This window comes from Tersicoccus sp. Bi-70 (genome assembly GCF_001968825.1).
GTDB lineage: Bacteria > Actinomycetota > Actinomycetes > Actinomycetales > Micrococcaceae > Tersicoccus.
In genome coordinates, this window is the sequence record NZ_MIEU01000018.1 from 59,535 (window position 1) to 83,842 (window position 24,308).

General features: G+C 71.9%; 25 protein-coding genes and 2 tRNA genes. 18 read left to right on the forward strand and 9 right to left on the reverse strand.

All coding sequences use genetic code 11. The features are described from left to right. Window positions 1-11 precede the first annotated feature (11 nt). Window positions 12-2,072: an FAD/NAD(P)-binding domain-containing protein gene (locus BGP79_RS15630; protein ID WP_076697332.1), complete on the reverse strand. Its 2,061-nt coding sequence runs from the start codon at window positions 2,070-2,072 to the stop codon at window positions 12-14. Between the two features lie 182 nt (window positions 2,073-2,254). Between BGP79_RS15630 and BGP79_RS15635 the strand changes: the two genes are divergently transcribed. Beyond that, a complete protein-coding gene (locus BGP79_RS15635) occupies window positions 2,255-4,492 on the forward strand; it encodes a prolyl oligopeptidase family protein (protein ID WP_076697558.1) in 2,238 nt (745 codons plus the stop codon). Then, complete coding sequence (locus BGP79_RS15640; RefSeq protein ID WP_076697334.1) at window positions 4,471-5,991, forward strand: hypothetical protein; 1,521 nt, start codon at window positions 4,471-4,473, stop codon at window positions 5,989-5,991. The genes BGP79_RS15635 and BGP79_RS15640 overlap by 22 nt, the downstream gene beginning before the upstream one ends. A 63-nt stretch (window positions 5,992-6,054) precedes the next feature. Here BGP79_RS15640 and BGP79_RS15645 read toward each other — a convergent pair whose 3' ends face one another. Continuing rightward, on the reverse strand, window positions 6,055-8,010 hold the full coding sequence (locus BGP79_RS15645; RefSeq protein WP_076697337.1) for a hypothetical protein: 1,956 nt from the start codon (window positions 8,008-8,010) through the stop codon (window positions 6,055-6,057). Window positions 8,011-8,250: 240 nt separating this feature from the next. Further along, a tRNA-Ser gene (locus BGP79_RS15650) sits at window positions 8,251-8,340 on the reverse strand. A gap of 129 nt (window positions 8,341-8,469) precedes the next feature. On the opposite strand from BGP79_RS15650, the gene BGP79_RS15655 reads away from it, so the two are divergent. Beyond that, a complete protein-coding gene (locus tag BGP79_RS15655; RefSeq protein WP_076697339.1) occupies window positions 8,470-9,123 on the forward strand; it encodes a transcriptional regulator in 654 nt (217 codons plus the stop codon). Continuing rightward, the gene (locus tag BGP79_RS15660; RefSeq protein WP_076697342.1) at window positions 9,120-9,335 is read left to right on the forward strand and encodes a hypothetical protein; all 216 of its coding nucleotides are present in this window, start codon (window positions 9,120-9,122) and stop codon (window positions 9,333-9,335) included. Before BGP79_RS15655 ends, BGP79_RS15660 begins: the two co-directional genes overlap by 4 nt. Window positions 9,336-9,437: 102 nt before the next feature. Here the strand turns inward: BGP79_RS15660 and BGP79_RS15665 are convergent, their stop codons facing one another. Together BGP79_RS15665 and BGP79_RS15670 are read right to left on the reverse strand one after the other, a co-directional pair. Further along, window positions 9,438-10,892: an MFS transporter gene (locus tag BGP79_RS15665; RefSeq protein ID WP_233121669.1), complete on the reverse strand. Its 1,455-nt coding sequence runs from the start codon at window positions 10,890-10,892 to the stop codon at window positions 9,438-9,440. Window positions 10,893-10,978: 86 nt separating this feature from the next. Continuing rightward, on the reverse strand, window positions 10,979-12,199 hold the full coding sequence (locus BGP79_RS15670) for an MFS transporter (RefSeq protein WP_076697344.1): 1,221 nt from the start codon (window positions 12,197-12,199) through the stop codon (window positions 10,979-10,981). A gap of 96 nt (window positions 12,200-12,295) precedes the next feature. Here BGP79_RS15670 and BGP79_RS15675 point away from each other — a divergent pair, with 96 nt between their 5' ends. Further along, window positions 12,296-13,732, forward strand: a complete 1,437-nt coding sequence (locus BGP79_RS15675; protein ID WP_233121671.1) for a phosphomannomutase/phosphoglucomutase — start codon at window positions 12,296-12,298, stop codon at window positions 13,730-13,732. 294 nt (window positions 13,733-14,026) lie between these two features. Here BGP79_RS15675 and BGP79_RS16535 read toward each other — a convergent pair whose 3' ends face one another. Then, window positions 14,027-14,854: an endonuclease domain-containing protein gene (locus BGP79_RS16535; RefSeq protein ID WP_143588468.1), complete on the reverse strand. Its 828-nt coding sequence runs from the start codon at window positions 14,852-14,854 to the stop codon at window positions 14,027-14,029. Window positions 14,855-15,375: 521 nt separating this feature from the next. Next, complete coding sequence (locus BGP79_RS15690) at window positions 15,376-17,244, reverse strand: phosphoenolpyruvate carboxykinase (GTP) (protein WP_076697352.1); 1,869 nt, start codon at window positions 17,242-17,244, stop codon at window positions 15,376-15,378. Between the two features lie 304 nt (window positions 17,245-17,548). Between BGP79_RS15690 and BGP79_RS15695 the strand changes: the two genes are divergently transcribed. After that, window positions 17,549-17,621: transfer RNA gene (locus BGP79_RS15695), tRNA-Arg, on the forward strand. Here BGP79_RS15695 and BGP79_RS15700 read toward each other — a convergent pair. Beyond that, entirely contained in the window at window positions 17,587-17,907 is a 321-nt protein-coding gene (locus BGP79_RS15700; protein WP_143588469.1) for a helix-turn-helix domain-containing protein, read from the reverse strand. The genes BGP79_RS15695 and BGP79_RS15700 overlap by 35 nt on opposite strands. Window positions 17,908-18,111: 204 nt before the next feature. Here BGP79_RS15700 and BGP79_RS15705 point away from each other — a divergent pair, with 204 nt between their 5' ends. Then, complete coding sequence (locus BGP79_RS15705; RefSeq protein ID WP_076697357.1) at window positions 18,112-18,297, forward strand: helix-turn-helix domain-containing protein; 186 nt, start codon at window positions 18,112-18,114, stop codon at window positions 18,295-18,297. A gap of 16 nt (window positions 18,298-18,313) precedes the next feature. On the opposite strand, the gene BGP79_RS15710 is transcribed toward BGP79_RS15705, so the two are convergent. Continuing rightward, window positions 18,314-18,739: a hypothetical protein gene (locus tag BGP79_RS15710; protein ID WP_076697359.1), complete on the reverse strand. Its 426-nt coding sequence runs from the start codon at window positions 18,737-18,739 to the stop codon at window positions 18,314-18,316. Window positions 18,740-18,766: 27 nt separating this feature from the next. Between BGP79_RS15710 and BGP79_RS15715 the strand changes: the two genes are divergently transcribed. The 11 genes from BGP79_RS15715 to BGP79_RS15765 all read left to right on the forward strand — a co-directional run bounded on the left by BGP79_RS15715 (window position 18,767) and on the right by BGP79_RS15765 (window position 24,245). Beyond that, a complete protein-coding gene (locus BGP79_RS15715; protein WP_076697362.1) occupies window positions 18,767-19,408 on the forward strand; it encodes a hypothetical protein in 642 nt (213 codons plus the stop codon). Next, entirely contained in the window at window positions 19,405-19,665 is a 261-nt protein-coding gene (locus BGP79_RS15720) for a hypothetical protein (RefSeq protein WP_076697364.1), read from the forward strand. Before BGP79_RS15715 ends, BGP79_RS15720 begins: the two co-directional genes overlap by 4 nt. Window positions 19,666-19,743: 78 nt before the next feature. Then, on the forward strand, window positions 19,744-20,187 hold the full coding sequence (locus tag BGP79_RS15725; protein ID WP_076697367.1) for a hypothetical protein: 444 nt from the start codon (window positions 19,744-19,746) through the stop codon (window positions 20,185-20,187). Further along, window positions 20,171-20,437 carry a hypothetical protein gene (locus tag BGP79_RS15730; protein WP_076697369.1) on the forward strand — a complete coding sequence of 89 codons (267 nt, stop codon included), beginning with the start codon at window positions 20,171-20,173 and terminating at the stop codon, window positions 20,435-20,437. Before BGP79_RS15725 ends, BGP79_RS15730 begins: the two co-directional genes overlap by 17 nt. Further along, complete coding sequence (locus tag BGP79_RS15735; protein WP_076697372.1) at window positions 20,434-20,643, forward strand: hypothetical protein; 210 nt, start codon at window positions 20,434-20,436, stop codon at window positions 20,641-20,643. The genes BGP79_RS15730 and BGP79_RS15735 overlap by 4 nt, the downstream gene beginning before the upstream one ends. Next, window positions 20,640-20,885 (forward strand): hypothetical protein, encoded by a 246-nt coding sequence (locus tag BGP79_RS15740; RefSeq protein ID WP_076697374.1) that lies wholly within the window; start codon window positions 20,640-20,642, stop codon window positions 20,883-20,885. The genes BGP79_RS15735 and BGP79_RS15740 overlap by 4 nt, the downstream gene beginning before the upstream one ends. Further along, window positions 20,885-21,142, forward strand: coding sequence for a hypothetical protein (locus BGP79_RS15745; RefSeq protein ID WP_076697376.1), 258 nt, complete (start codon window positions 20,885-20,887; stop codon window positions 21,140-21,142). Before BGP79_RS15740 ends, BGP79_RS15745 begins: the two co-directional genes overlap by 1 nt. Further along, window positions 21,142-22,257 carry a hypothetical protein gene (locus tag BGP79_RS15750; protein WP_143588470.1) on the forward strand — a complete coding sequence of 372 codons (1,116 nt, stop codon included), beginning with the start codon at window positions 21,142-21,144 and terminating at the stop codon, window positions 22,255-22,257. Before BGP79_RS15745 ends, BGP79_RS15750 begins: the two co-directional genes overlap by 1 nt. After that, window positions 22,254-22,565, forward strand: coding sequence for a hypothetical protein (locus tag BGP79_RS15755; protein WP_076697380.1), 312 nt, complete (start codon window positions 22,254-22,256; stop codon window positions 22,563-22,565). Before BGP79_RS15750 ends, BGP79_RS15755 begins: the two co-directional genes overlap by 4 nt. Next, window positions 22,540-23,922: a ParB/RepB/Spo0J family partition protein gene (locus BGP79_RS15760; protein WP_076697383.1), complete on the forward strand. Its 1,383-nt coding sequence runs from the start codon at window positions 22,540-22,542 to the stop codon at window positions 23,920-23,922. Before BGP79_RS15755 ends, BGP79_RS15760 begins: the two co-directional genes overlap by 26 nt. After that, window positions 23,919-24,245, forward strand: coding sequence for a hypothetical protein (locus BGP79_RS15765; RefSeq protein WP_143588471.1), 327 nt, complete (start codon window positions 23,919-23,921; stop codon window positions 24,243-24,245). The genes BGP79_RS15760 and BGP79_RS15765 overlap by 4 nt, the downstream gene beginning before the upstream one ends. Window positions 24,246-24,308: the final 63 nt, after the last annotated feature.

A 24,308-nucleotide genomic window follows, 5' to 3' on the forward strand; every position in this document is an offset into this window, starting at 1 on the left:
GGGTGGCGCTGTCAGGAACGCCGGGCGCCGGCGTCGACGATGTCGGCGGCGATCCGGTCGGCGTCCCACAGGGTGCGGCCGCCGGACCGGGCGGAACTGTGCGCCTCCGCGGCGATCGCCGTTCCCAGCTGCACCGAGGAGAGCGGCAGCCCGATCACGTACAGTCCGTCGACCGTGCGGCCGGCGGCGTCGATCGCCCGGTACGGCGGCAGGGTCACGTCCATCCCCGAGGTCACCTCCGGGGTACCGGTCACGCCCATCATGGACCGTGGCCGGATCAGCCCGTCGGTGAGCATCCCGGCCAGCAGCGGCGACTCGGCGCGGGCGATCGCGTTCGCGGGGGCCGTCGCCTCGATCAGCACGCGTGCCGTCACCGGCGGCTGGGCCACCCACGGCGAGGACGCGACGAAGGCGTCCCCGGACTCCTGGACCCCGAACTGCGGGTCAGGGCCGAGGAAGTGCACGACGCCGGCCTCGGCGAGGGCGATCAGCTGCTCGATCCGCTGCACGGGCGGCCCACTGGCCAGGCCCTCGACGAACGGCTCGAACCAGCCGCGCAGCTCGCGCAGCCAGGACTCGTCGGTGATCCCGCCGTCGGCGACCACCGTCTTGAGCAGGTACCGGCCCGCGTTCAGCGCGCCGATCGCGACCTTCAGCGGGTCGTCCTCGCCGCGTGCGGAACCGGCCGCGTCGCCATGCAGGTAGTCGAGGACCGCGGCGTCGAACGCGTCCGCGCTCTCCCACGAGCGTCGTCCGAGGGGCTGGGCCAGCTTGTCCGGGTTGATCCGGGCGTGTTCCAGCACGTAGCGGCCGGTCAGCTCGCCCAGCCGCTCGTCCCACGCCGGGTCGTCGCCGCGGGCCGGCTCGGTGAGCAGGGCGTCGAGTTCGGCCAGGAAACGGGGGCCGTCCCCGGTCAGATCGGTGGGGGTCGTCTCCGCCATCGTCGCGTAGTACGCCCACAGCGCGTCACGCCGCATGAGCGGCCACAGGTCGTGCCGGAACGTCAGGGTGGCGCCCTCCCGGCGCAGCGACCGGGCGGCCTCGTCGGTGAAGAACCGCAGCCGGACCCGCCGCGGCACGTACGTCTGCAGCACCGCCTTGGCCCGGTACGGCACCCCGCGGCGCGAGGCGGCGTGGAGCACGGGCTCGCGGCCGGACGGCCGGTACGTGTACCGCGTCCGCGGTCCGTCCTGCCACGGCTCGAAGACGCCGCCGCGGCCCTCGGTCAGTTCGGCCATCAGGTCGAAGAAGTTCAGTCCCAAGCCGCGCACGAGCACCGGTTCCCCGGCCCGCACGTCGGTCAGGTCGACGTCGGCGGGGATGGCGGGCGGCTGGTAGCGCAGCTCGTGCGGGGCGGCGGCGTCCCGCAGCAGCGCCTGGTCCGGCCGGAGCCGGCTCTCCTGGTGCCCGACGGCGAGCACGACGGCATCCGCGTCGAGGGTCTCCCGGGTCGCACCGTCCTCCGCGTCCCCAGCGTTCAGCGTGAGGGAGAACCGGCGCGGCCCGGCCTCCTCCGATAGGCCGGCGCCGGTGCCGGTGCCGCTGCGGTGGCGGCGAAGCGCGGTGACGGTGGCCCGGTGCTCGGTGACCGTCACGTTCGGCGGCGCCGCGGCCCGCAGATCGGCCAGGGTCGCGGCGAGATAGCGCCCGTAGAGGCGCCGGGTGGGGAAGGCGCTGGCGGTGAGCGCGCACAGCTCGTCCCACTCGCCGGAGTCCAGATCCTGCGCCGGACCGACGCGCCCGTCGCCCGTGGCATCGGCACCCGGACGACCGCCGTCGCGACCGGTCAGCCGTTCGCGCCATCCGTCGAAGGTCGTGCCGGCGACGCCGGGCACCTCGAGGACGCCGTCGGGCACCACGGTCGGGAACAGGGACGGCGTGTTCATCAGCGGCAGCCGGGACTGCTCGGCGCGCCACACGCGGCCCGGTCCGGGCGGGAAGGGGTCGATCAGATGGACGTCCAGTCGCACGTCGGTGGTGGCCCGCGCGTGGGCGAGGAGGCGCTCGAGGACCGAGGTACCACGGGGCCCGGCGCCGACGACGGCGACCGTGACCTTCCGTGACCGACCCATCCGATCAGCCTATCGGGCAGTATCGGTCGTCCCCGCGCCGGCGTCGGGACGTCGGAGAACAGGACGTCGGAGGCCGGGACGGAGGGCAGAATGGTCGGAGGACAGAACGGTCGGAGGTGACGCCGCCGGACGGCCGCGCGGTCCGGGGCCGGGCCGTCGGGGGGCCGCCCTACGATGGCTCCATGAGCGAACCCCAGGCCGGCAGCACCCCGTCCCCCAGCGCCACCAGCATCGTCACCAGCGCACCCACCAGCACCCTCACCGGCTCCCCCACCGCCGGCGACGTCGAGCCGGCCGACGAGTTCCTCTGGCTCGAGGACATCCACGGTACCGAGCCGCTGGCCTGGGCCGAGCAGCAGAACGCCCGCACCGAGGCCGCGCTGGACGCCGACGCGTACCGCCGGTTGCGCGAGCAGATCCTCGCCGTCCTGGACGACACCGCGAAGATTCCGGACGTCACCAAGCGCGGCCCGTTCTACTACAACTTCTGGCGGGACGAGACGAACCCGCGCGGCCTGTGGCGGCGTACCACCTGGGCGTCCTATCAGCAGGAGCAGCCGGAGTGGGAGGTGCTGCTCGACATCGACGCCCTCGCCGCGGCCGACGGCACCCCGTGGGTCTTCGCCGGCGCGAGCCTGCTCCGGCCCGAGCCGGGTGAGCCCTGGCGGCGCGGCCTGGTCAAGCTCTCCCCCGACGGCGGCGACGCGGTGCGGGTTCGCGAGTTCGACGTCGAGGACAAGGCGTTCGTCGCCGAGGGCTTCGACCTGCCGACCGCGAAGACGCAGGTCAGCTGGGTGGATGCGGACACGATCTTCGTGGGCACCGAGGTGGGGCCGGGGTCGATGACGACGTCGTCCTACCCGCGCACCGGCCGGCGGCTCACCCGCGGGCAGGACCTCGCCGAGGCGCCCGTGCTGTGGGAGGTGCCCGAGGAACATCTGATGGCCGTCCTCGCCCACGACCGCACGCCCGGCTTCGAGCGGGACATCGCCGTCGACGTCATCGACTTCTTCCGCAGCCGCACGCATGTCGCCGGCGACGTTAGCAGCGACGGTCACAACGACACTGACGGCGACGCGAACAACGGCTCCGCCGTCGCCTGGCGGCACGTCGACGTGCCCGACGACGTCAACGTCGACCTGCACCGGCAGTGGCTGCTGTTCCGTCCGCAGACCGACTGGAATCACGACGGCACCACCGTCCCGGCCGGCACCTTGGCCGTCGCCCCCCTGGAGGACTTCCTCGCGGGGCAGCGCGACCTGACCGTCGTCTTCGCCCCGGACGAGCGCACGTCGCTTCAGGGCTGGAGCTGGACGGCGAACCACCTGATCCTGACCCTGCTCACCGACGTCGCCTCCCGGGTGGTCGTCCTCGATCCGGCCGCCGGCTTCACCGGCACGGAGCTGCCGGACGCCCCGGCTCTGAGCACCGTGAGCGCGTCGGCGGTCGACGACGAGGACCCCGAGGAGGGCGACGACTACTGGCTGACCGTCTCGGGCTTCCTCACCCCGACCACGCTGCAGCGCGGCCGGCTGGCCGGTGCCGGCACCGGCGGCGAGGGCGTGCCCGCCCGCACCGTCAAGACCTCGCCGTCGTTCTTCGCCGCCGAGGATCTGCAGGTCGAGCAGCACTTCGTCGTCTCGGCGGACGGCACCCGCGTGCCCTACTTCCAGATCGGGCCGAAGGACCTCGTCCTGGACGGTGCCAACCCGACACTGCTCAACGGGTACGGCGGCTTCGAGATCTCCCGCACCCCCGCGTACAGCGGCGCGATCGGACGGAGCTGGCTGACCAGGCGCACGACGTCGGGCCGTTCCGGGGTCTACGTGGTCGCGAACATCCGCGGCGGCGGCGAGTACGGGCCCGCGTGGCACCGCGCCGCCCTCCAGGCGAATCGGCCGCGCGCCTACGAGGACTTCGCGGCCGTCGCGCAGGACCTGATCGACCGGGGCGTCACCACCCGGGAGCACCTGGGCTGCTCGGGCGGGTCCAACGGCGGGCTGCTGGTCGGCAACATGCTCACCACCTACCCGCAGTTGTTCGGCGCCATCTCGTGTGGGGTGCCGCTGCTGGACATGCGCCGCTACACGAAGCTCTCCGCGGGCTACTCGTGGATCGCCGAGTACGGCGACCCGGACGATCCCGAGCAGTGGGCGTTCATCCGCACCTTCTCGCCGTACCACAACCTCGTTCCCGGGACCGACTACCCGGCGACGCTCATCTACACCGCCACGTCCGACGACCGGGTGGGCCCGGTGCAGGCCCGGAAGATGGCCGCCCGCATGGAGGCGATGGGCGTGGACGACGTGTGGTTCTACGAGGCCCTCGAGGGTGGGCACGCGGCGGCGTCGGACAACCGGCAGGCGGCGCAGATGGCGGCCCTGAGCAGCCAGTTCCTGTGGACGCACCTCGCCGACTGAGGCAGTCGCCCCGCCGCCTGACGTTCGCGGACCGGCGCCGGGTCCGGCATGCCCTCGCCTCCGGGGCGAGCGACGTCGTCGCGATCACCCTGGACCTGGACGAGCTCGACCTCGCAGTCGCCACGGTCACCGGCGCGACGGGTGGCCACGCGGTCGGTGACCACGCCGATCGGGCGGTCGGGGACGACGCCGGTGACCGGGCCGCCGGTGACGAGGCCGCCGGTGACGAGGCCGTCGCGGGGCGAGAGCCGACACCGCTCGACGTCGTCGCCCTCGCCCGGCGGGTGGACCGGCGGCTCCGTGTCCTCGCCCGGCGGGAGACGGTGCTGCGGGGACGGCTGGAGGACCGGTCGACCCGGACCACCGCCCTGCGCGCCCCGGCCGCCGAGTTCGCCCGCCGGGCTTCGGCCATCCGCCAGGAGTGCCTCGCCGTGCTCGCCGTCGCCTCCCTGCAGACCCGCGCGCCGGGGTGGGAGCGCATCTGGGACGAGCACGTCGCTCCGGTGCTGAGCGCGCCGGAGGAGTTCGCCGCCCTGGCCGCGAGGGCCGGGGTGGTCGGCGCCGCCGCCGCTCCCGTCATCGCCCGGCTGGACGAGCACCGTCGCGCCCTGCTCGCCGTCGATGCCGAGGTCCGTGCGGGCAGCCTCACCCCGGCCTCCGCCCTGCGCACCGTCGCGACGGCCACGGCGGCGGTGGCCGACGTCCTGGACGAGGCCGTCGACGCGCTGCTGGTCACGCGGTTCAGCCCCCGGCACCGGCGCTCCGATCCGACCTACCGGGGCCGGCAGGAACGCCGCCACCTGGTGACGGCAACGCGGTCCGCGGCGCGGCTGCCCCCGGTCACCGCGGTGCTGCTCGACCGGGACGGTGAGACGGCCGACGAGGTGCTCACCGTCGGGGCGCTCTCCGACTGGTGGACCGGCGTGCTGCTGCGCGACCGCTCCCGCGGGGCGCTCCGATCCCGGCATCGTCGGAACAGCGTGAACGGCGACGCCCTCGCCTCCGTGGGCATCAGCGTCGGGGTGACGCTGCTCCTGCTCGCCGTCCTCCTCGGCTCGGGCCTCGTCTGGTCGCTGCTGCTCTCCCGCGACTGGGCCTTCCTGTCCATCCCGACCACGTTCGGCGTCGCCCTCGTGCTGCCGCACGCCGTCGGCGCCGAGCGGCGTGCGGCGATCCGTTCCCGGCGGTCGACGAGGCGGCGGCTGGCCGCGGTCGGCCGGCGGATCCGCGCGCTCTACACCGCGGAGGACGCCCTCACCCTCGACGCGCTGGTCGCGCAGACCCGGGACCGGCACGCCCTGAGCGAGCGGGAGCGGCTCGCCCGCACCACCCTGCTCGCCTTCCGCCGCCACGAGGAGCTGACGGCCCGGCCGCGCATCGCGCAGGCGACGGACCGGCACGCCCGCGACGTCGAGGCGCTGGCGCTGCAGGTCGAGGCGGTGCACCGGCGCGGCCGTGCCCTCACCGCGGAGGCGCCGGTCGCCGTCGTCGTGCGGTGAGCGCGATGAGGGCGCCGACCGTCGACATCGTCGAACGCGACGAGGTGTTCGGGACCGACGACGTCAGGGCAGGTACCAGACCACGTCGTCCTTGAACCCGTTGGCGTAGGCGACGCGGGCCTGGCCGAGGTCGCCGTCGAGGTCGTACGTCAGCTTCCCCTGCGTGCACTGGCCGCGGGCCAGCGTCATCGTCCCGAGTTCGCCCGAGCCGACCGGCACCCTCGTGCCCCGGGAGGCCCCGGCGCTCCAGAGGGCGAAGTCGCCGGGCCCCACGCGCTGCTGCACGCTCGGGCTGACGTCCTTGCCCCGGCTGTCCTCGCCCGCGCAGAACTCCACGGTGAAGGTCGTGCGCGTGCGGTGGGCGGCGGCACGCACGCTGTCGACGTCGCGCACGGTGACGGTGGACCCGTTGCCGAGGGTGACCTTCTCCCCCACCGAGACCCGGGACTGCACGGGACCGGAGGCACCGGTCGCCTGCGTGATCGCCATGATGCCGACGAAGGCGAGCATCAGGATCCCGAAGACGAGCAGAGGGCGCAGCCAGCGACGCGAACGGAACGCCACGGTGCGGATCGCCGCGGCGCGGGCGGCGTCCGCCGCCTTCGCTCGCGGCACCCCCGCCAGCCGGCGGTCGAGCAGGGAACGGAGCGCCCGACGGCGCTGGAACGTGTCCACGACGAAGGACACCCGGCGCATCGCCGCGTCGACGACCGTCACGCCGGAGGCCTCGTCCTCGACGACGAACACCGCATCGGCCAGGCTGACCCCCGTGGCGGTCCCGGGACCGACCTCCCCGTGGTAGGCGGCGCGGAGCGTGGTTCCACCGATCAGCAGCTTCGCCGGGGGGTCCGCGACGCCGGGGTCGCGCTGCCGGGCGATCCAGGTGCTGAACGTGCGGTGACGTTCCTGCGGCAGCTCGGCCGTCAGCGGCTCGAAGCCCGGCATCGGCTCGGCCGCGCGGGGCCGGGCCAGGTGAACCGACCGCAGCGCCACGCCGAGCGCGGCCCGCACGTCGCTCGCGGTGAGCGACCGCTCCTCCGGCAGACCGAGCACGCGCCGCTCGCGCACCCACGTCGGCGACGGCGCCTCGGCCCGCGCGACGACGGCCTCGTCGATGACGCGGTCCGGGACCGGCAGCGGGGAGACGACCAGCCGGCCGATCGCCCGGTCCCGCTGGTCCGCCGTCAGGGTCTGGCCCACCTGCAGCGTCAGGATGAGGTGCTCCCGCAGCGCGGTGACCTGGGTTCCGACCCGGATCTGTGGCCCGACCAGCTCCTCGACCGTCTCGTCCAGGCGACGCGTCAGCACGTCCGCCGCGGCCAGGCCGGCGAGGCCCCGTGGCACGACGACGGAGAACAGGACGGGTCCCTCGGGGGCCTCGAGCGAGCCCGGGCGGGCGACGGCGTCGCCGTCGCCCCGGCGGGCCGGCAGCGCGGACCGGACCGGGCGGGTGAATCTGCCGGCCAGGAGGGCGGGCAGCTCCGCGTCGTCGGTGAAGAAGGCACCGGGCACCTCACCGGCGAATGGCGAGAGCCGGCGCAGCAGCGCCCGTCCCCGGTTCAGCGCGTCGGGCACCGTGACGCCGAGCCAGGTCAGGGCAAGCCCGTTGACGCCGCATCGTGCCGCCACGTCGGTGCCCCAGACGGACACCCGCACCGGCACGGGATCGACGTCGTCCTCCAGGGGCGGCGACGCGGGCGTCGGACCGGCCGGCGCGTCGACCACCCCGGGCAACCGCTCCCAGGCGGCCAGGACCGCGTCCCGCCGCCCGCGCACGGTCACCGTCAGCGTGGTCTCCGCGACCTGTGCGAGGACCTCGGGCACGGCGACGTCGCCCGGCGCGATCTCGACCGGGCGGCCCAGCTCCCGCCGGAGCAGCCCCGCCGCGTACCGCAGGGCACCCAGGTCCTCGGCGGACTCGTCGAGGAGTCCGTGGGCCACCGTCCAGCCGACCGTCGTGTCCGTGGCCTCACCGTCGAGCACCTGCCAGTCGACACCGTCGATCCGCACCCACGCCATCGGCGTCCCCCGTTCGATCCGATCGCCGCCGTTGCGGCCCTGTCGATTCAACCATCGGCACGACGGAGTACCCCGTCGGCACGACGGAGTACCCCGTCGGCACGGCGAGAGAGCGGCGAGGGCGGGCACCAAGGAGGAGTCCGGATCCACACGAGGGCCCGGAAACGACGAACGGCCCGGACCACGAGGGGTCCGGGCCGTTCCCGGTGCTGCAACCGACGTCCTGACGGACATCGTTCGCGGAGACGGGGGGATTTGAACCCCCGGTCGAGTTTTAAGCCCGACCCTTCATTAGCAGTGAAGTCCATTCGGCCGCTCTGGCACGTCTCCAGCGCTGTCACCAGCCTCCCTAGGGTAACCAGAACCGGTCAGCCTGCACAAAACACCGAACCGGGGCCGGGTGTCGCAAATCACAAACTTATCTTTGCAAACAAGTCTTTGCATAGCTAGGATGGAGTCATGTCCGAGATCCCTCCCACCGACGCCCTGCCCGTGCTGGCCGGTCCGGTGCGGGACGTCGGCGTCGAATCCCTCAAGGCCCTCGGCCACCCGCTCCGGGTCCAGATCCTCAACACGCTCAGCCAGTTCGGTCCGCAGACCGCCAGCTCGCTCGCCGAGCGACTCGGCGGCACCAGCGGATCATTCAGCTACCACCTGCGCCAGCTGGCGCGGCACGACTTCATCCGGGACGTCCCGGACCGGGGCAACGCCCGCGACCGCTGGTGGGAGCGCACGCCCGGGTCCATCAACGTCAACCCGCTCGCCGTCGCCGACAACCCGGCCGGCGTCGAGGCCGCCCACGTGATCCTGCGGGAGTGGGGCCGCAATCGCGCCGCCCTGCTCGCCGCCTTCGAGGAGCGCGGGGAGCAGGAACTCCCGCGCCCCTGGTTCGAGGCGAGCGTCCTGGAGGCGGCCAACGTCCGGGTCACCGCCGAGGAGCTGGATCGCATCAGCCACCGGGTCACCCGTGCCGTGGAGGCGATCATCGCCCCCTACCGGAACCGGGAGCCGGCCGAGGACGCCCGCGCCGTCCAGGTCCAGCTCAACGTGTTCCCCCTTCTCGATCCCCCCGTCATCCCCACCCCCACTACCTCCGAAGGAGAAGACCGATGAGCGTCCTCGACACCAGCGCCCTCATGACCGTTCGCCCCACCACCCCGAGCACCCGCGCCACGCTGCTCACGCGGCTGCTGAAGCCGGCCACCACCGGCCGGACGGTCGCCCGCCGCGAGCGCTACCTGCAGCAGGTGGAGGCGTTCCGCACCACGCACAGCGACCACAGCACGCTGCGCACCGGCGGCAGCGCCTGGCCCGACTTCAACTGACGCCCGTCCGTTCCGGACGTCACACACCCGGGCATGACGAAGCCCCGGCACCCTGAGGGGTGCCGGGGCTTCGTCGTGTCGTGGGGCGCGAGCGGCGGCCCGTCAGCGGCCCTGGACCGCGGGCTGCTGGGAGGAGACCGGCGCCGCGATGTCCTCGAGCGACTTCCGCGCCGCGTCGACGCCGAGGAAGATCTCCACCACGCCCGCGGCGATCATCAGGCCCGCGCCGATGAAGTACCCGACGGCCACCGCGCCGATCCCCTGCTCGACGAACTTCCCGAACAGCAGCGGGCCGATGATGCCGCCGAGGCCGGTGCCCACCGCGTAGAAGAAGGCGATCGCCATCGCGCGCGTCTCCATCGGGAAGATCTCACTGACCGTCAGGTAGGCGGAGCTCGCGCCGGCGGAGGCGAAGAAGAAGACGATGCACCAGCACACGGTCAGGGCGACGGCGTCGAGCACCTGCGCCTGGAACAGCAGCGCGGTCACCACCAGCAGCACGCCGGAGCCGATGTAGCTGCCCGCGATCATGGGGCGGCGGCCCAGGGTGTCGAAGAGCCGGCCGAGGACGAGCGGGCCGGCGAAGTTGCCCAGGGCGATCGGTACGAGGAACCACGGGGCGGCGCCGCCCGAGACCCCGAGCAGCTTGGTGAGCACGAGCGCGTAGGTGAAGAAGACCGCGTTGTAGAGGAACGCCTGGCCGACGAACAGGCTCAGCCCGAGGACGGAGCGCTTCGGGTACTGGCCGAAGGCGACCTTGATGATGGTGCCGAAGCCGGTCGACTTCCGCTGCTGGATCGTCAGGGACTGCTGCACCGGCTCGAGCGTCTTCCCGGTCTCGCCCTCGACCCGGTGCTCGATGTCGTCGACCAGCGTCTCGGCGTCCCGGTCATGGCCGTGGATGAACATCCACCGGGGCGACTCGGGCACGTGCCGCCGCACCAGCAGGATGACCAGGCCGAGCACCGCGCCGAGCCCGAACGCGAGCCGCCAGCCGATGTCGGCCGCGAAGAGGTGGGTATTGAGCAGGACGACCGAGAGCACAGCGCCGGCCGCCGCACCGAGCCAGTAGGACCCGTTGATGGCCAGATCGACGATGCCGCGGTGCCGGGCCGGGATCAGCTCGTCGATCGCGGAGTTGATCGCGGCGTACTCGCCGCCGATGCCGGCGCCGGTGAAGAAGCGGCAGATGAAGAAGAAGATCGGGTTGAACGAGAACGCGGTGGCGACCGTGGCCGCCAGGTAGAGCAGCAGCGTGATCATGAACAGGCGCTTCCGGCCCCAGCGGTCGGTCAGGTACCCGAACACGAGCGAGCCCACACAGGCTCCGGCCACGTAGATCGCCGCCGCGAGTCCGATGTCCGCCGGCGTCAGGCCGAGCCCGGAGGCGCCCTCGGTCAGCCGGTCACTGATCGAGCCGATGATCGTGACCTCGAGGCCATCGAGGATCCACACGGTCCCCAGCCCGACGACGATCATCCAGTGCCAGCCCGCCCACGGCAGCCGGTCCAGCCGGCCCGGGATCCGGGTCTCGATCGTCTGCAACTGCTGCGCCATCGATGTGCTCCCTTGCATTCGCGTCCTGAGCGGCAGCTTAGACCTCAGCGGGGAGTCGACACCCACGTCACACCGGACATCCGTGGTCAGGCGGTGACCGGGGCCGGACCCTCCGCCCTCGGCAGCACCACGACGGCCAGGACGGCGGCGAGGCCGGCGAGGACGACGACGAGGCCGGCGGTCCCGAGCCAGCCCCACCAGCCGAACAGGACGCCGCCCACCCAGCCGAAGACGCTGGACCCCAGGTAGTACGCGAGGTTGTAGAGGGAGGTGGCCTGGGCCCGGCCGGTCGTCGCCTGGAAGCCGGCCCAGCCCGAGGCGATCGAGTGCGCCCCGAAGAAGCCGGCCGTGAGCACGAGGACGCCCGCGAGGATCACCGGCAGCCACGGCGTCGTCGTCATCAGCACGCCTGCGATCATCACCGCCGTCGAGGCGAGCAGCACGGTGCGCCGGCCGAACCGGGCCGCGAGCCGGCCGGCCGCCGGCGAGGAGATCGTGCCCGCGAGATACGCCACGAAGATCGCGCTGATCACCGCGTGCGGCAGGAGCCACGGCGGCCCCTCGAGCCGGAACCCGAGGTAGTTGTAGATGGCCACGAATCCGCCCATCAGGAGCATGCCCTGGGCGAAGACGGTGAGCATCCGCGGGTTGCGCAGGTGCATCAGCAGCAGCGCGAGCACCCCGTCGGTCCGGTCCCGCCGGCGGACGGCGACGAAGCCGCGCGGCCGGGGCGCGAGCAGCACGAAGCCGACGGCGGCGATCGCGGCGAGCACGGAGACGGTCAGCATGCCGGCCCGCCAGCCCAGCCATTCCCCGACCGGCCCGGCGACGATCCGCCCGAGCAGGCCGCCGACCGTCGTCCCCGCGACGTACGTGCCGGCCGCGAGCGCCGCGTGGAACGGGTGGACCTCCTCGTTCAGGTACGCGACGGCGAGCGCCGGCACCCCGCCGAGGGCCACGCCCTCGAGCACCCGCAGGGTCAGCAGGACCCCGTAGTCGGGTGTGACGGCGACGGCGAGACCGAGCGCGGTGGCGAGCACGATGGCGGCGCGCATGGTCTGCACCCGGCCGAACCGGTCGGCCACGAAGGACCAGACGACGACGGAGAGGGCGAGCCCGGCGGTGGCGGCCGAGATGGTCAGGCCGGCGTCGGAGGCGCTGATGTGCAGGTCGGCGGCGATCAGCGGGAGCACGCCCTGCGGGGAGTAGAGCTGGGCGAACGTGACGACACCCGCGCAGGCCAGTGCCGCGATGACGCGTCGGTAGCCCGGGGTGCCCCGCAGGTACCCGGCGAACTCAGCGGTCATCGGTCTCGCTCACCGGTCCACGGTAGCCCGACGCGCGGGTCGGCCCGTCCACCGGGTGCGCCATCGGCCGCGCCGGCGGTTCGTTACCCTTGTCGCGTGAACCAGCAGACTCCCGTGAACCAGCAGACGCCCGAGACGATCGACCTCTCCGCGTCCTTCAAGGCCTACGACGTGCGCGGCATCGTCGGTGAGACCATCACGGAGGAGACGGTGCGCGCCACGGGTGCCGCCTTCGTCGACGTCCTCGGTCTGACCGGGCAGACGGTCCTGGTCGGCGGCGACATGCGGCCCTCCTCCCCCGCCTTCGCGAAGGCCTTCGCGGACGGTGCGGCCACCCGCGGCGCCGACGTGCAGCTGCTGGATCTGATCTCCACGGACGAGCTCTACTTCGCCTCCGGCACCCTGAACGCCGCCGGCGTCACGTTCACCGCCTCGCACAACCCGGCCGAGTACAACGGCATCAAGATGTCCCGCGCGGGCGCCGTCCCCGTCTCCTCCGAGTCGGGGCTGACCGAGATCCGCCAGGCCGCCGAGCAGTACCTCGTCGCGGGTACCGTCGAGGCGGTCGAGCGCCGCGGCGTCATCGGCCTGAGCGACGTGCTCCCCGACTACGCGGCGTACCTGCGCTCCCTCGTGGACCTGAGCGGCATCCGGCCGTTGAAGGTCGTGGTCGACGCGGGCAACGGGATGGCCGGGATGACGACGCCGGCGGTGCTCGGCGACGCGATGCTCCCCGCCCTGCCCCTGACGCTCGTCCCGCTGTACTTCGAACTGGACGGCAGCTTCCCGAACCACCCGGCCAACCCGCTCGAGCCGGAGAACCTGGCCGACCTGCAGGCCGCCGTCGTCGACCACGGCGCGGACCTGGGCCTGGCCTTCGACGGCGACGCCGACCGCTGTTTCGTGATCGACGAGACGGGCGCGCCCGTCTCGCCGTCCGCGGTCACGGGCCTGGTGGCGAGGCGGGAGATCGCTCGCGCGCAGGCCGCCGGGGAGGAGCACCCCGTCATCATCCACAACCTCATCGCCTCCCGGGCGGTGCCCGAACTGGTGGAGCGGGAGGGCGGCCGGCCGGTGCGCACCCGCGTGGGGCACTCGTTCATCAAGGCGGTGATGGCGTCCGAGGGCGCCGTCTTCGGCGGTGAGCACTCGGCGCACTACTACTTCCGCGACTTCTTCAACGCCGACACCGGCATGCTCGCCGCGATGCACGTCCTGGCGGCGCTGGGCGAGCAGGACCGGCCGCTCTCCGAGCTCGGCGCCGAGTACGAGCCGTACGTCTCCTCCGGGGAGATCAACTCGACGGTCGAGGACAAGGCCGGCGCCGTGGACCGGGTGCGGGCGGACCTGGCCGGCGACGACGTCACCGTCGACGAGCTCGACGGCACCACGTTCAGCGCGGCCGACGGCTCCTGGTGGTTCAACCTGCGGCCCTCGAACACCGAGCCGTTCCTGCGGTACAACGGGGAGGCCGCGGACCGGGCGCTGATGGAGCAGGTCCGGGACCGGGTCCTCGCCCTCGTCCGGGCGTAGCCGCCTCCGGCGGGTCGTGCCGGTCCGTCCCTCGGGCGTGATCGGGACCGTTGTTGCCGTTGGCGCAGATTCTTCCCGGCGCAGTAGCAAGAGCGGTCCCGATCACCGTTCGCGCGACACGTCGTCGAGCCGAGTCGTCAGACGGATCCGGCCACGACAACGGACGAGGCGCCGACCGCCTCCGCTCCCCCTCCGGCACCATCGGGACCGTCGTTGCCGTTGGCGCAGGTTGTTCCCGGCGCAGTAGCAAGATCGGTCCCGATCACCGTCAGCGCGACATGCCGTCGGACCGAGTCAGGCCGCGGGAGCCGCCAGCGCGCTGAACAGCAGCCGGCGCAGCGCTTCGCAGTCGCGCGTCACGTCCGACCAGCCAATGCGGATGACGCGCCAGCCGGCGTTGACCAGGGCCTTCTCCCGACGTCGCTCCTCGTAGAGGGCCTTGGCGGTCGGCCGGTAGTCGAAGTACTTCCCGCGCCCGTCGAATTCGAGGACGACGCGGAGACCCGGCCACGCGAAGTCCACCCGGTGGGCTCCGATGGCCGTCGGGATCCAGCACTGGCTGACCGGGAGGGGCACTGCCCACTCGTGCAGGAGTACCCGGGTCAGGGTCTCTCCTGCGGACTCGGCGGCCGGGTCCAGCCGATCGATGACGAGAGCGAGACGGCGCACGCCGTGCCGCCCCGGGTTGTCAGCGATCCAGGACCGGAGGACGTCGGTGTCCAGGCCCTGCGCGGCCGCCTGGTCGGCGATGACGAGAGCGCCGCGGTGGGTGAGGGTGCCGGCGACGTCGCGCACCACGTCCTCCAGACCGGCGACCCGGACGCCATGGATGGTCCGATCGTCACTCAGCGTGACGGCGTTCCGGTGGTGGACGACGCCACGGCGCGGACCGCGCCCTCCGTGTTCGGCTGCGGGCCGGAGATGGACGTCTGGAGGGATGGCCAGGAGGTCGAGCCCAGACAGGACGGCGGCCGATTCGTGGCTGACCACCGTCGACTCGGACAGGGGCAGCCCGACGGCATAGACACGGACGAGATAGCGGTGCTCGGGGCTCAGCCGTTGCCACCGCTCGTCGGCGATGTACCAACCCCGCCGCACCCGGCGCAGGATCCCGCTCTCCACCAACCGCCCCACTCGTCCGGGTGAGTAGCCCGACCGTTCGAGTGACCTCGACGAGCGCAGCCCGAGATCGGACGCAGAAGGGACCGGCCGGCGTTCTCGCATGGCGCCACTGTCCCAGTCCCCGAGTGCACGCGGACAGAGGACAGCTCAGCCTGTGGACAACCGCGGGCACACGGACCGGGGAGCCGTGACACGCCGCCTGGTCAGCTGAACGGGGCACCCGCCGTCGAATCACTCGCCGTCGGGACCGTTGTCACCGTTGAGCCGCGAACAAGCCGCGCCGACGGCAACAACGGTCCCGATGGCGGCGACACGAGTCGCTTCGGCGCCGTCCCGGGAGTCCCGGCGGCGACACGACTCACGTTGGCGCTGCCCCGAGAATCCTGGATGGGCGGCGACCGCACGACGTCCGACCTCGATCGTGCCGGCACCAGCCGCCCCCCGGACGGGGGCGGATGACGCCGGACACGACAGCGGCGGCCTCCCCGAGGGGAAGGCCGCCGCGGTGAGCCGGTGAGGCGTCACACCTCCAGGCGGACCTCCAGGCGGTGGTACTGCCGGATCATCTCCGGGGGCAGGGTGTCGTGCAGCACGTTGAACCACTGGTGGATGCCCGGCAGCTCCCGGACCCACTCGTCGACGTCGACCTTCAGCGCATCGCCGAGCTGCTGCTCCGAGATGTCCAGGCCGGTCAGGTCCAGATCCTCGGGCCGGGGCACGATGCCGATCGGCGTCTGCTCACCCGAGGCCTCTCCTTCGAGCCGGCCGACGATCCACTTGAGCACCCGAGAGTTCTCCCCGAAGCCGGGCCATGCGAACTTCCCGTCCCGGTCCCGCCGGAACCAGTTGACGTAGAAGATCTTCGGCATCTTGCCCGGATGCGCCTTGCCGAGCTTCACCCAGTGCGCAAGGTAGTCGCCGGCGTTGTAGCCGATGAACGGCAGCATCGCCATCGGGTCGCGACGCACGACACCGACGGCCCCGGAGGCCGCGGCCGTCGTCTCGGAGGAGAGCGTCGCACCCTCGAAGACGCCGTGCTCCCAGTCGAAGGACTCGTGCACCAGCGGCACCGTCGTCTTGCGCCGGCCACCGAAGATGATCGCCGACAGGGGCACGCCGTCCGGGTCGTCGTACTCGGGCGCGAGGATGTCGACCTGCTTGATCGGCGTGCAGAAGCGCGAGTTCGGGTGCGCCGCGGGGTTCTTGGACCCCGGCGTCCAGGACCGGCCGCGCCAGTCGGTCAGGTGTGCGGGCACCTCGTCGGTCATGCCCTCCCACCAGACGCCGCCGTCGTCGGTCAGAGCCACGTTGGTGAAGATCGTGTTGCCCTTGGCGACGGCGCGCATCGCGTTCGGGTTCGTCGACCAACCGGTGCCGGGCGCGACGCCGAACAGCCCGGCCTCGGGGTTGACCACCCGCAGAGTGCCGGCGTCGTCGAACCGCATCCAGGCGATGTCGTCGCCCACCATCTCGGCCTTCCAGCCCTCGACGGTCGGCTCGATCATGGCGAAGTTCGTCTTGCCGCAGGCGGACGGGAAGGCGCCGGCCACGTAGTGCGCGCGCTGCTGCGGGTCGGTGATCTTCAGGACGAGCATGTGCTCGGCGAGCCAGCCCTCGTCGTGCGCGATGGCCGACGCGATGCGCAGCGCGTAGCACTTCTTGCCCAGCAGCGCGTTGCCGCCGTAGCCGGACCCGTAGGACCAGATGGCCCGGTCCTCGGGGAACTGGACGATGTACTTGGTCTCGTTGCAGGGCCACGGGACGTCGGTCTGCCCGTCGTCGAGCGGGAAGCCGACCGAGTGCAGCGCCTCGACGAAGAACGCGTCCGTCGCCGTCATCTTCTCCAGGACCGCGGAGCCGATCGTCGCCATGATCCGCATCGAGCAGACGACGTAGGGGCTGTCGGTGAGCTCGACGCCGAACTTGGGGTCCGTCGCGTCGAGGCTGCCCATCACGAAGGGGATGACGTACATGGTGCGCCCGTGCATGCTGCCCCGGTAGAGGCCGCGCAGGGTGGCCTTCATCTCCTCGGGGTCCATCCAGTTGTTGGTCGGCCCGGAGCCGCGCTCCTCCTTCGAGCAGATGAACGTCTGCTCCTCGACGCGGGCCACATCCTCGGGATCGGAGAACGCCGCGAAGGAGTTGGGGAACTTGTCCTCGGCCAGCCGGACGAAGGTGCCGGACTCGACCATCCCGTCGGTCAGCCGGGTCCACTCGGCCTCACTGCCGTCGACCCACACCACCGCGTCCGGCTCCGTCAGGTCGGCGACCTCGCGGACCCAGGCCAGCAGCCGGGCGTGCGTGGTCGGCGCGTTCTCGAGCGCGTCCCTGACGGCGGCGTTCCCGCCGTTCGGACTCGTCGTGCTCGTGTCCTGAACCGTACCGGCCATGGCGTTTCCCTTCGTTGGGATCTGGGGTGACCTCATCGTAGGGGGACGCTTCACGTGCTCCCCCCGACGGACGAGCGTCGGTGGACCGAGACCGGGCCACCGACACGCCGCCGCTGGGGCGAGCGTAGTGGGTCGTGATCCAGGTCACGTAGACCGGTATAGACGTGTGACGCCCGATCACGCACCCCGCGGCCATCGCCGGCCACCCCCGGATTTGGGCGTGAACCCGGCCCCGGTGTATGGTTCTATCCGGCCCGTTCGCCGTTGTCACCTCCGATTCCGGAGCCTCAGCACGGCGGGCCACGCGCCCGTAGCTCAACGGATAGAGCATCTGACTACGGATCAGAAGGTTGGGGGTTCGAATCCCTTCGGGCGCACACCATCATGAATGCCCTCCGGCCCATCGGGCCGGGGGGCATTCTGCTTGCCCGTCATGATCCAGTAGTCGTCAACGCCGGTGCGCTCGCTGATCTGCTGCGCGATCTCGGCGAAGTGTCGAGGGCTGCGGTTGTGTAGCTCCCACCCTCGCCAGACCTGCTGCGGGAACCCGCACGCCAGGGCCGCCTCCTTCATGTTCCAGCCCATCCGCCAGCGGATCAGGGCAAGTCGCGCAGCGAACGTCTCCGTCGTTGGTATCCACATCTCGGCCACCTGTGTACTCATGCGCGTCATAGTCGCACAAGTCGCGCATAACGCGCAAGAGTGTTCCTAGCGTGTCGTGCGGGGCATTTCCCCACGTCACGCCACTGGTGACCGTCACGAGACCAGCCCCCGTCCCGCGGATGGACGGCCTTCAACGTCGCGCTGCATATGGTGTTTGACACCACATGCAGCGCATGGTGTCATTGGTCCATGCCAACAAAAAGCGTGTATCTCACCACATCTGATGTGGCTGGCGAGTTCGGGGTACTGCCTTCGACCGTTCGTCGCTGGGTAAGCGCTGGCACGATCTCCCCGACGGTCACGACGCCTGGCGGCCAGTACAAGTTCAGCCGCGAATCGGTCGACCAGCTGAAGGCCGACACCGCGGCGTCAAAGGCGGTCGCCTCGTGAGGGGTTGCCGGGGAGTTCAGATTGCTCTCTCAGGGTCGGGTCGAGCTGTGACGTCCGTCGTGCGCGTCCAGAGCCGCCCGACGCCGCGAACGGGGTGCCAAGTAAGCCTTACCGTCTGCCCCTCGAAGCCGACCGCACGCCAGTCGGCTTGGAAGCGTGTCCGGGAATGCTTCGACTTCGGGGCTCCAGCACCTTGCGTCACGAGTCGGATCTGGGCGTCGGCGCTGATGATCCAAGCGTCGTCGATGATCAGCGTGCCGTCTCCGACCATGTCCACTTCGACGACCCACAGGCGATCGGTTTCGGTGCCGGTCGCGCCTTCTTGCGACCAGATGACGGCGCTAAAGCTGTACTGGCGATCGCGTTCTTTCCTGAGCGACACCCACAAGGCGGCGAGGGCGATCAGAGCGGCTGCGATCGCAATCCAATCGGAGGGTTGCATGCCCCTGATCGTACGGGCGGCGGCCTCGTGAAGCCCTTCTTGGCGGACGCGCCGATGCGCGGTGTCGATGTTGACCCGATCCTGCCGGCCGAGCTCCGGCCCCGTCAGGAGCGCCTGCTCGAAGCGATCCTGACTGAGCAGCGGTCACTGGTGAGGCAGTGGCTTCTTCTTACTCAGCGCGAGGGGAACTCCCGGAGCAACCCACAGATCGACGGCCACGCCGACCAACTCGACGTGGAGGAATCGGCCGCCGGCTCCGATCGCTCCGGTGATCTCGCGATGAAGCGCTTCCTCGAGGGCGTCCGGCAGGTAGCCGAGCAGTTCGCCGCCGTAGTGCAGGCCAATGGCCATGGTTCTTCCTCTCCTGTGGGTGGTGCGCCGGCGTCTGCCGGCGCGGGTTTCAGCACCCCTGAGCCTATGGGCGAGGACGCCGGCGCGGGCACGACCCCAACCGTGTCCCAGCCGGACGGCGCCGCGGACGGGTCCCCCACCGGATCCGCGGCGTCGGACGGGTCGCGGGGCGGCGACGAGACCTCGTCGCCCCGCGTCCACGTCCACTGGACCGGTCAGCTCGGCCCGGCGTCCATGCACTTCGATAAGGCGGTCTTGGTCAACGCCATCGAGGAGCAGTGGCGCAGAGACGGCGACCAGAGGTCGCTGTACCGATGAGCGCCGGACAGATCCTCGCCGCCGCGGCCATCGTCGGTGGCGGCGTGCTCGCCGCCGGCTTCCTCGCCGGGGCCGCGCTCGCGGGCTGGGTGTGGGTGGCGTGGCGGCGGGAGTGCCGCGACCAAGCGCGTCAGGAGGCGCAGCGCGCAGCTGAGAAGGCCCGCTCCGAGACGGTCGCGTTCTGGGGGCCGTTGTCGGTAGCTGAGGCCGAGGCGATCGTGCGGAGGGCCGCACGCGGCATGCATCTTCCGGGCTGAGCCCGGGCACAGAAGAAGCGGGCCACCTCTCCGGTCAGAGCTCGGCGACCCGCTTCCACCTACCACCGAAGGATACCAATGAGCACCGATACCCACGATCAGCGCGCGTCCGTGCCGGTCCCGCGGATCCCGTCCGAGGATCTGCCGGCGTCCTGGTTCTTCGAGGCCCGCGACCTGGACACGTTCGCCCGTGATCGTCGGCAGACCCCGCTGGGTGAGAAGCAGCGGGCGTTCTCCTCGGAGCGTTACCGGCTGTCGATCCAGGCGGAGAAGACGGCCCGCGCTGTCCTGCACGCGTTGCAGGACCTCGGCGTCGACGACCGGGCCGGCGTGCTCGCCCCGTCCCTGGAACGGATCCGTGGGCAGCTGGACCAGCTCGTCCGGATCAACGACCTGCTGTACCGGCGTGCGGCGGAGGCCGCAGACCGGCACCACGAGCAGGTGTGCAGCCGCCTCGGCGTCGACACGGTGCACGCCGCCCACGAGCACGAGGAGGGCAGCGGAGATGCCGTACCCGCGTAAGCACGCCCGCCGCTGGGACACGGTGTCGATGTCGACAGCGGCCGGCCGCCGCAGCAAGGCGTTCCGGGACTTCACCGTCTCCTACACCTCAGCACCCGAGCGCCGCGACCAGATCCGCAACGCGGCCCGCCGCAACTTCGGCACCGACGTGCACGTCGACCCGGACACCGGGCAGATCGCCGACGCGCGCACCGCGGAGATCGTCGGCCACTTCACGACCCAGACCATGCAGAGAGGAAGCACCCGATGATCCGCCCGACCCCGACCGTCGCCGCCCGTCGACGCCGCACGGTCCTTTGGCTGCCGATCGGCTTGCTCGGCGCCGTCGTCGCCCTGTTCGCGACGCCGTCGGCCCTGATGCTCGCCCCGAACGGGGCGTGGCTCCTCGGGGCCGGCGTCGCCCTGGTCGGCTGCATCGGCGCCGTCCTCGACGACGGGAAGGTCGGCGACCGATGAGCCTGCGCAGCATCGTGACCAAGGAGCAGCGCTGCGAGTGGATCCGCGACGGGCGCGGCGCGGCCGCCCGCATCGACCGGATCGACGGTTTCCACCCGAACCAGTCGGAGCCGGCCAACCGGACCACCGTGCTCGTCAACGGCCTCGCCATCACCTTCGCCCTGCCCGCCGCCCGCGTGCAGGAGCTCATCGAGAAGGCCACCGCCGAGCGCGTCGAGACCATGCAGGGAAGGCAGGGCTGATGGGCGACATCGTGAGCGAGCAGCAGTACCTGGGCAACACGACGAGCGGCCTGCTCGACGCCGACGCCGTCGACGCGCCGGTCGACGAGCTGCAGAAGACGCGCCTCGAAGCGGACGCGGAGCTGCACCTGGCGCTGGGCCTGACGGCGCAGCAGGACGGGGACTGGGAGTCCGCGGCCGAGCACACCGCAGCGGCCGCCGCGATCTACACGGCGATCACCGCATGGGCGCGGGCGCAAGAGGAGGTGCCGTGCTGATGGCTTCGATCACCTGCAAGGAGTGCGGACACACGACGACGGCGCGCACCCTGCCGATCGCTGAGTACGGGATCCGCCGGCACTCGTGCGAGCGGACCCGGGCTCTGGCGGATGCCGCGGCCCGCGCGGCCGCACGGCGAACGAGCTCGGGCGTGCGCCGCGACTGCCAGCACAAGATTGCCCACCATGAGCACGGCACCCGCACGGCGTACGTCCTGGACCGGTGCCGGTGCCGGCCATGCCGGGACGCGCAGGCCGCTGACGCTGCTGTGCGGGCCCGCAGTGAGGCGTACGGGCGGCCGACGACGACGTACGTCGACGCCGAGCCCGTCCGCGCGCACCTGCGCATGCTGCTGGCCCACGGGATGGGGCTGAAAACCATCTCCAAGCAGTCCGGGATCTCGAATGCGACTTTCGGCCGGATGCTCTACGGAGACCGACGCAGCGGCCGCGGCGCGCAACAGCGGACCATGCCCCACGTCGCCACCGCAGTACTCGCCGTCCAGGCCACCCGCGACACCCTCGCCGACGGCGCGAAGGTCGACGGCACGGGCACCACCCGCCGCCTGCAGTCGCTCGCATGCCTGGGCTACTCGACGGAGGTCCTTGCGGCCCGCCTCGGGCTGGCCCAGCGGAGCAAGTTCGGCGACCTCGTGTTCGGCCGGCGGGGCGTCACAGCCGGGACCGAGCGGAAGGTGCGCGTCCTGTACAACGAGCTGTGGTGCACGCCGGCGCCGTCCGAGAACCGGTGGCAGGAGGCCGCGGTCACCCGCACCCGGAACGCGGCGGCAGCACGCGGGTGGCTGCCCCCGATGGCGTGGGACGACGACGCGATCGACGACCCGGAGGCGTCGCCGTCGGTGACGGTGCTTCCGACCGCCGGCCGGGCGCTCGGTGGTCGGCCCGCCCGTTACCACCACGTCGCCGAGGACGCCGAGGACCTGCTGCGGGCGGGCGAGAACTGGGAAACGGTCCAGTCACGCCTGGGGCTGAGCGCGAACGCGCTCGAGAAGAACCTGAGCCGCGCGGGCCGGAGTGACCTGGTGACCGCGCTCAAGAACGCCCAGGACCTCCGCGGCGGCCCCCGCCAAGCGCACAGCCGGAGGGCCTCGTGAAGGACGAATGGCACGGCGAGCTCTGGCCGGCCGTGCCTGACCGCCCCGTGCTCGACCAGCTGTACCGGTGCGTGTGGGAGGTGCAGGACCCGCACGTCGGCCGGAAGCAGCTGCTCGGCATGGCGGCCGCCGACTTCCCCCTGGTGCTCGCCGCCGACGGCCTGGAGCTGGCCGGCGACCCGCAGATCTACCCGAAGCCCGGGATCCGGGAACCGAACTACGAGGACGTGCAGACCGTGATCATCGGCCTGGCGCCCGTCAGACGAATGGAGGTGGCCAGCGATGGCGACGAGAAGCAAGAAGGCTGACCAGGCCGCGCCCGCGCTCGCAGCGCACGCGGCGGTGTTCGACTACGTGCCGGCCGCGGCGATCCGCCCGCACCCGCGGAACGTGCGCGTCGACGTCGGCGACGTCCGCGAGCTCGCCGAGTCGATCCGCTCCCAGGGCGTGCTCCAGCCCTTGACTGTGGCCCCGCACCCCGACGGCGTCGAAGGCGAGTGGATCGTGATCGCCGGGCACCGTCGCCTCACCGCGGCCAGGGTCGCGGGCCTGACCGAGATCCCGGTCATCATCCGCCGTGACCTCACTGGCGAGGACCAGCAGATCAGCGCGATGCTCGTCGAGAACCTGCAGCGCACCGACCTGACCGTCATGGAGGAGGCCGACGGCTACCAGGCCCTCCTCGACTTCAACTGGGACGTCAAGCGCGTCGCCAAGTCCGCCGGCCGCTCCCAGACCCTCGTCCGCGACCGCCTCAAGCTCCGCAAGCTCCCCGACACCGCCCAGGACCGCGTCGCGTCCGGCTCCCTCACCATCGAGCACGCGCTCGCGTCCCTGGAGTTCGAGGGCGACGAGCAGACGCAGGAGCGGATCCTCAACGCCCGGAAGGCGGACCTCGAATACGAGATCCGCCGTGCCCGGACGGCGAAGGAGGAAGCCGCGCTCCAGGCCCTCGTCGAGGCCCTGCTCGTGAAGCTCGACGCCGGCGTCACCGACCTCGATCTCGAGGCGTGGGCTCTGCGGTCGAACGGCTGGACCGACATCGAGAGCGTCGGCACCGACCTCGCCGCGGTCGAGGCGGGCGTCAAGGACGGTCGCCTCATAGTCCGCACCAAGGGCGGCCGCCTCTGGTGGGCCGTCCGAGTCGGCGCTGTCGACGACGAAGAAACCGAGGAGCAGCGCGGCGCCCGCGAAGAAGAAGAGCGGAGGGCGCAGCGCGAGGCCGACCTGGACGCCGGACTCGCCATCGCAGGCGAAGCCCGCGAGGTGTTCCTCCTCGACGTCGTCAAGAAGGCGACATCAGAGCTCGCCACCGAGATCGCCCACCACGCCGCGGTGCACGAGTGGATGCGTGACTACGCGTCACACGAGAAGCGGGGCATGGCCCATCTCCTCGACGTCGCACTGCCCGACGATGCCGGCTACAGCACCACCAACGACATCGTCCTGGCCGCGCTCGCGGAAGCCGAGCCGGCCCGAGCGCTCGCGGTGATGGCGATCGCCGACCTGCAGCTCGCGAGCCTGCGCTACCACCGAGAGTGGATGCCCTGCGCTGTCCTGGATAGCCAGCTGAAGGCGCTCGACATCCTCGGCTACCAGCTGACCGACATCGAGCGCGAGGCCATGGCGCACTGGGCCGCCGACGAGACGGAGCGGGCGTCGTGATGGCCGACGAGATGCCGGGCCTCGACGCCGTGAGCGCTTTGGTCGACGAGCTCGAGCCGGTGTGCACGATCGCGGACGCGATCACCCTGCGCGCCGGCCAGCCGGAGCCCTGTGCGATCCGCCCGGGCTACTCGGTGCGGCTGCACCGCTGCGGCGACCCGGCCGGCAGCCTGGTCACCGCCTGCCGGCCCCACCTGAACTCGCTCGCGGGCGTCATGGAGCACCTGATCTTGGCGCACCACCTGGCTGCGATCGGATGTCCGCGGTGCGAGGAGCGTCTGATGCTGCCCGACGGCGTCCTGTGGGAGGTGACCGACCTGTGAGCGACGACGAGCGCACGCGCCGGCCGCGGCCGCTGCGGGAACGGCATGACCGGCCGGTGGTGC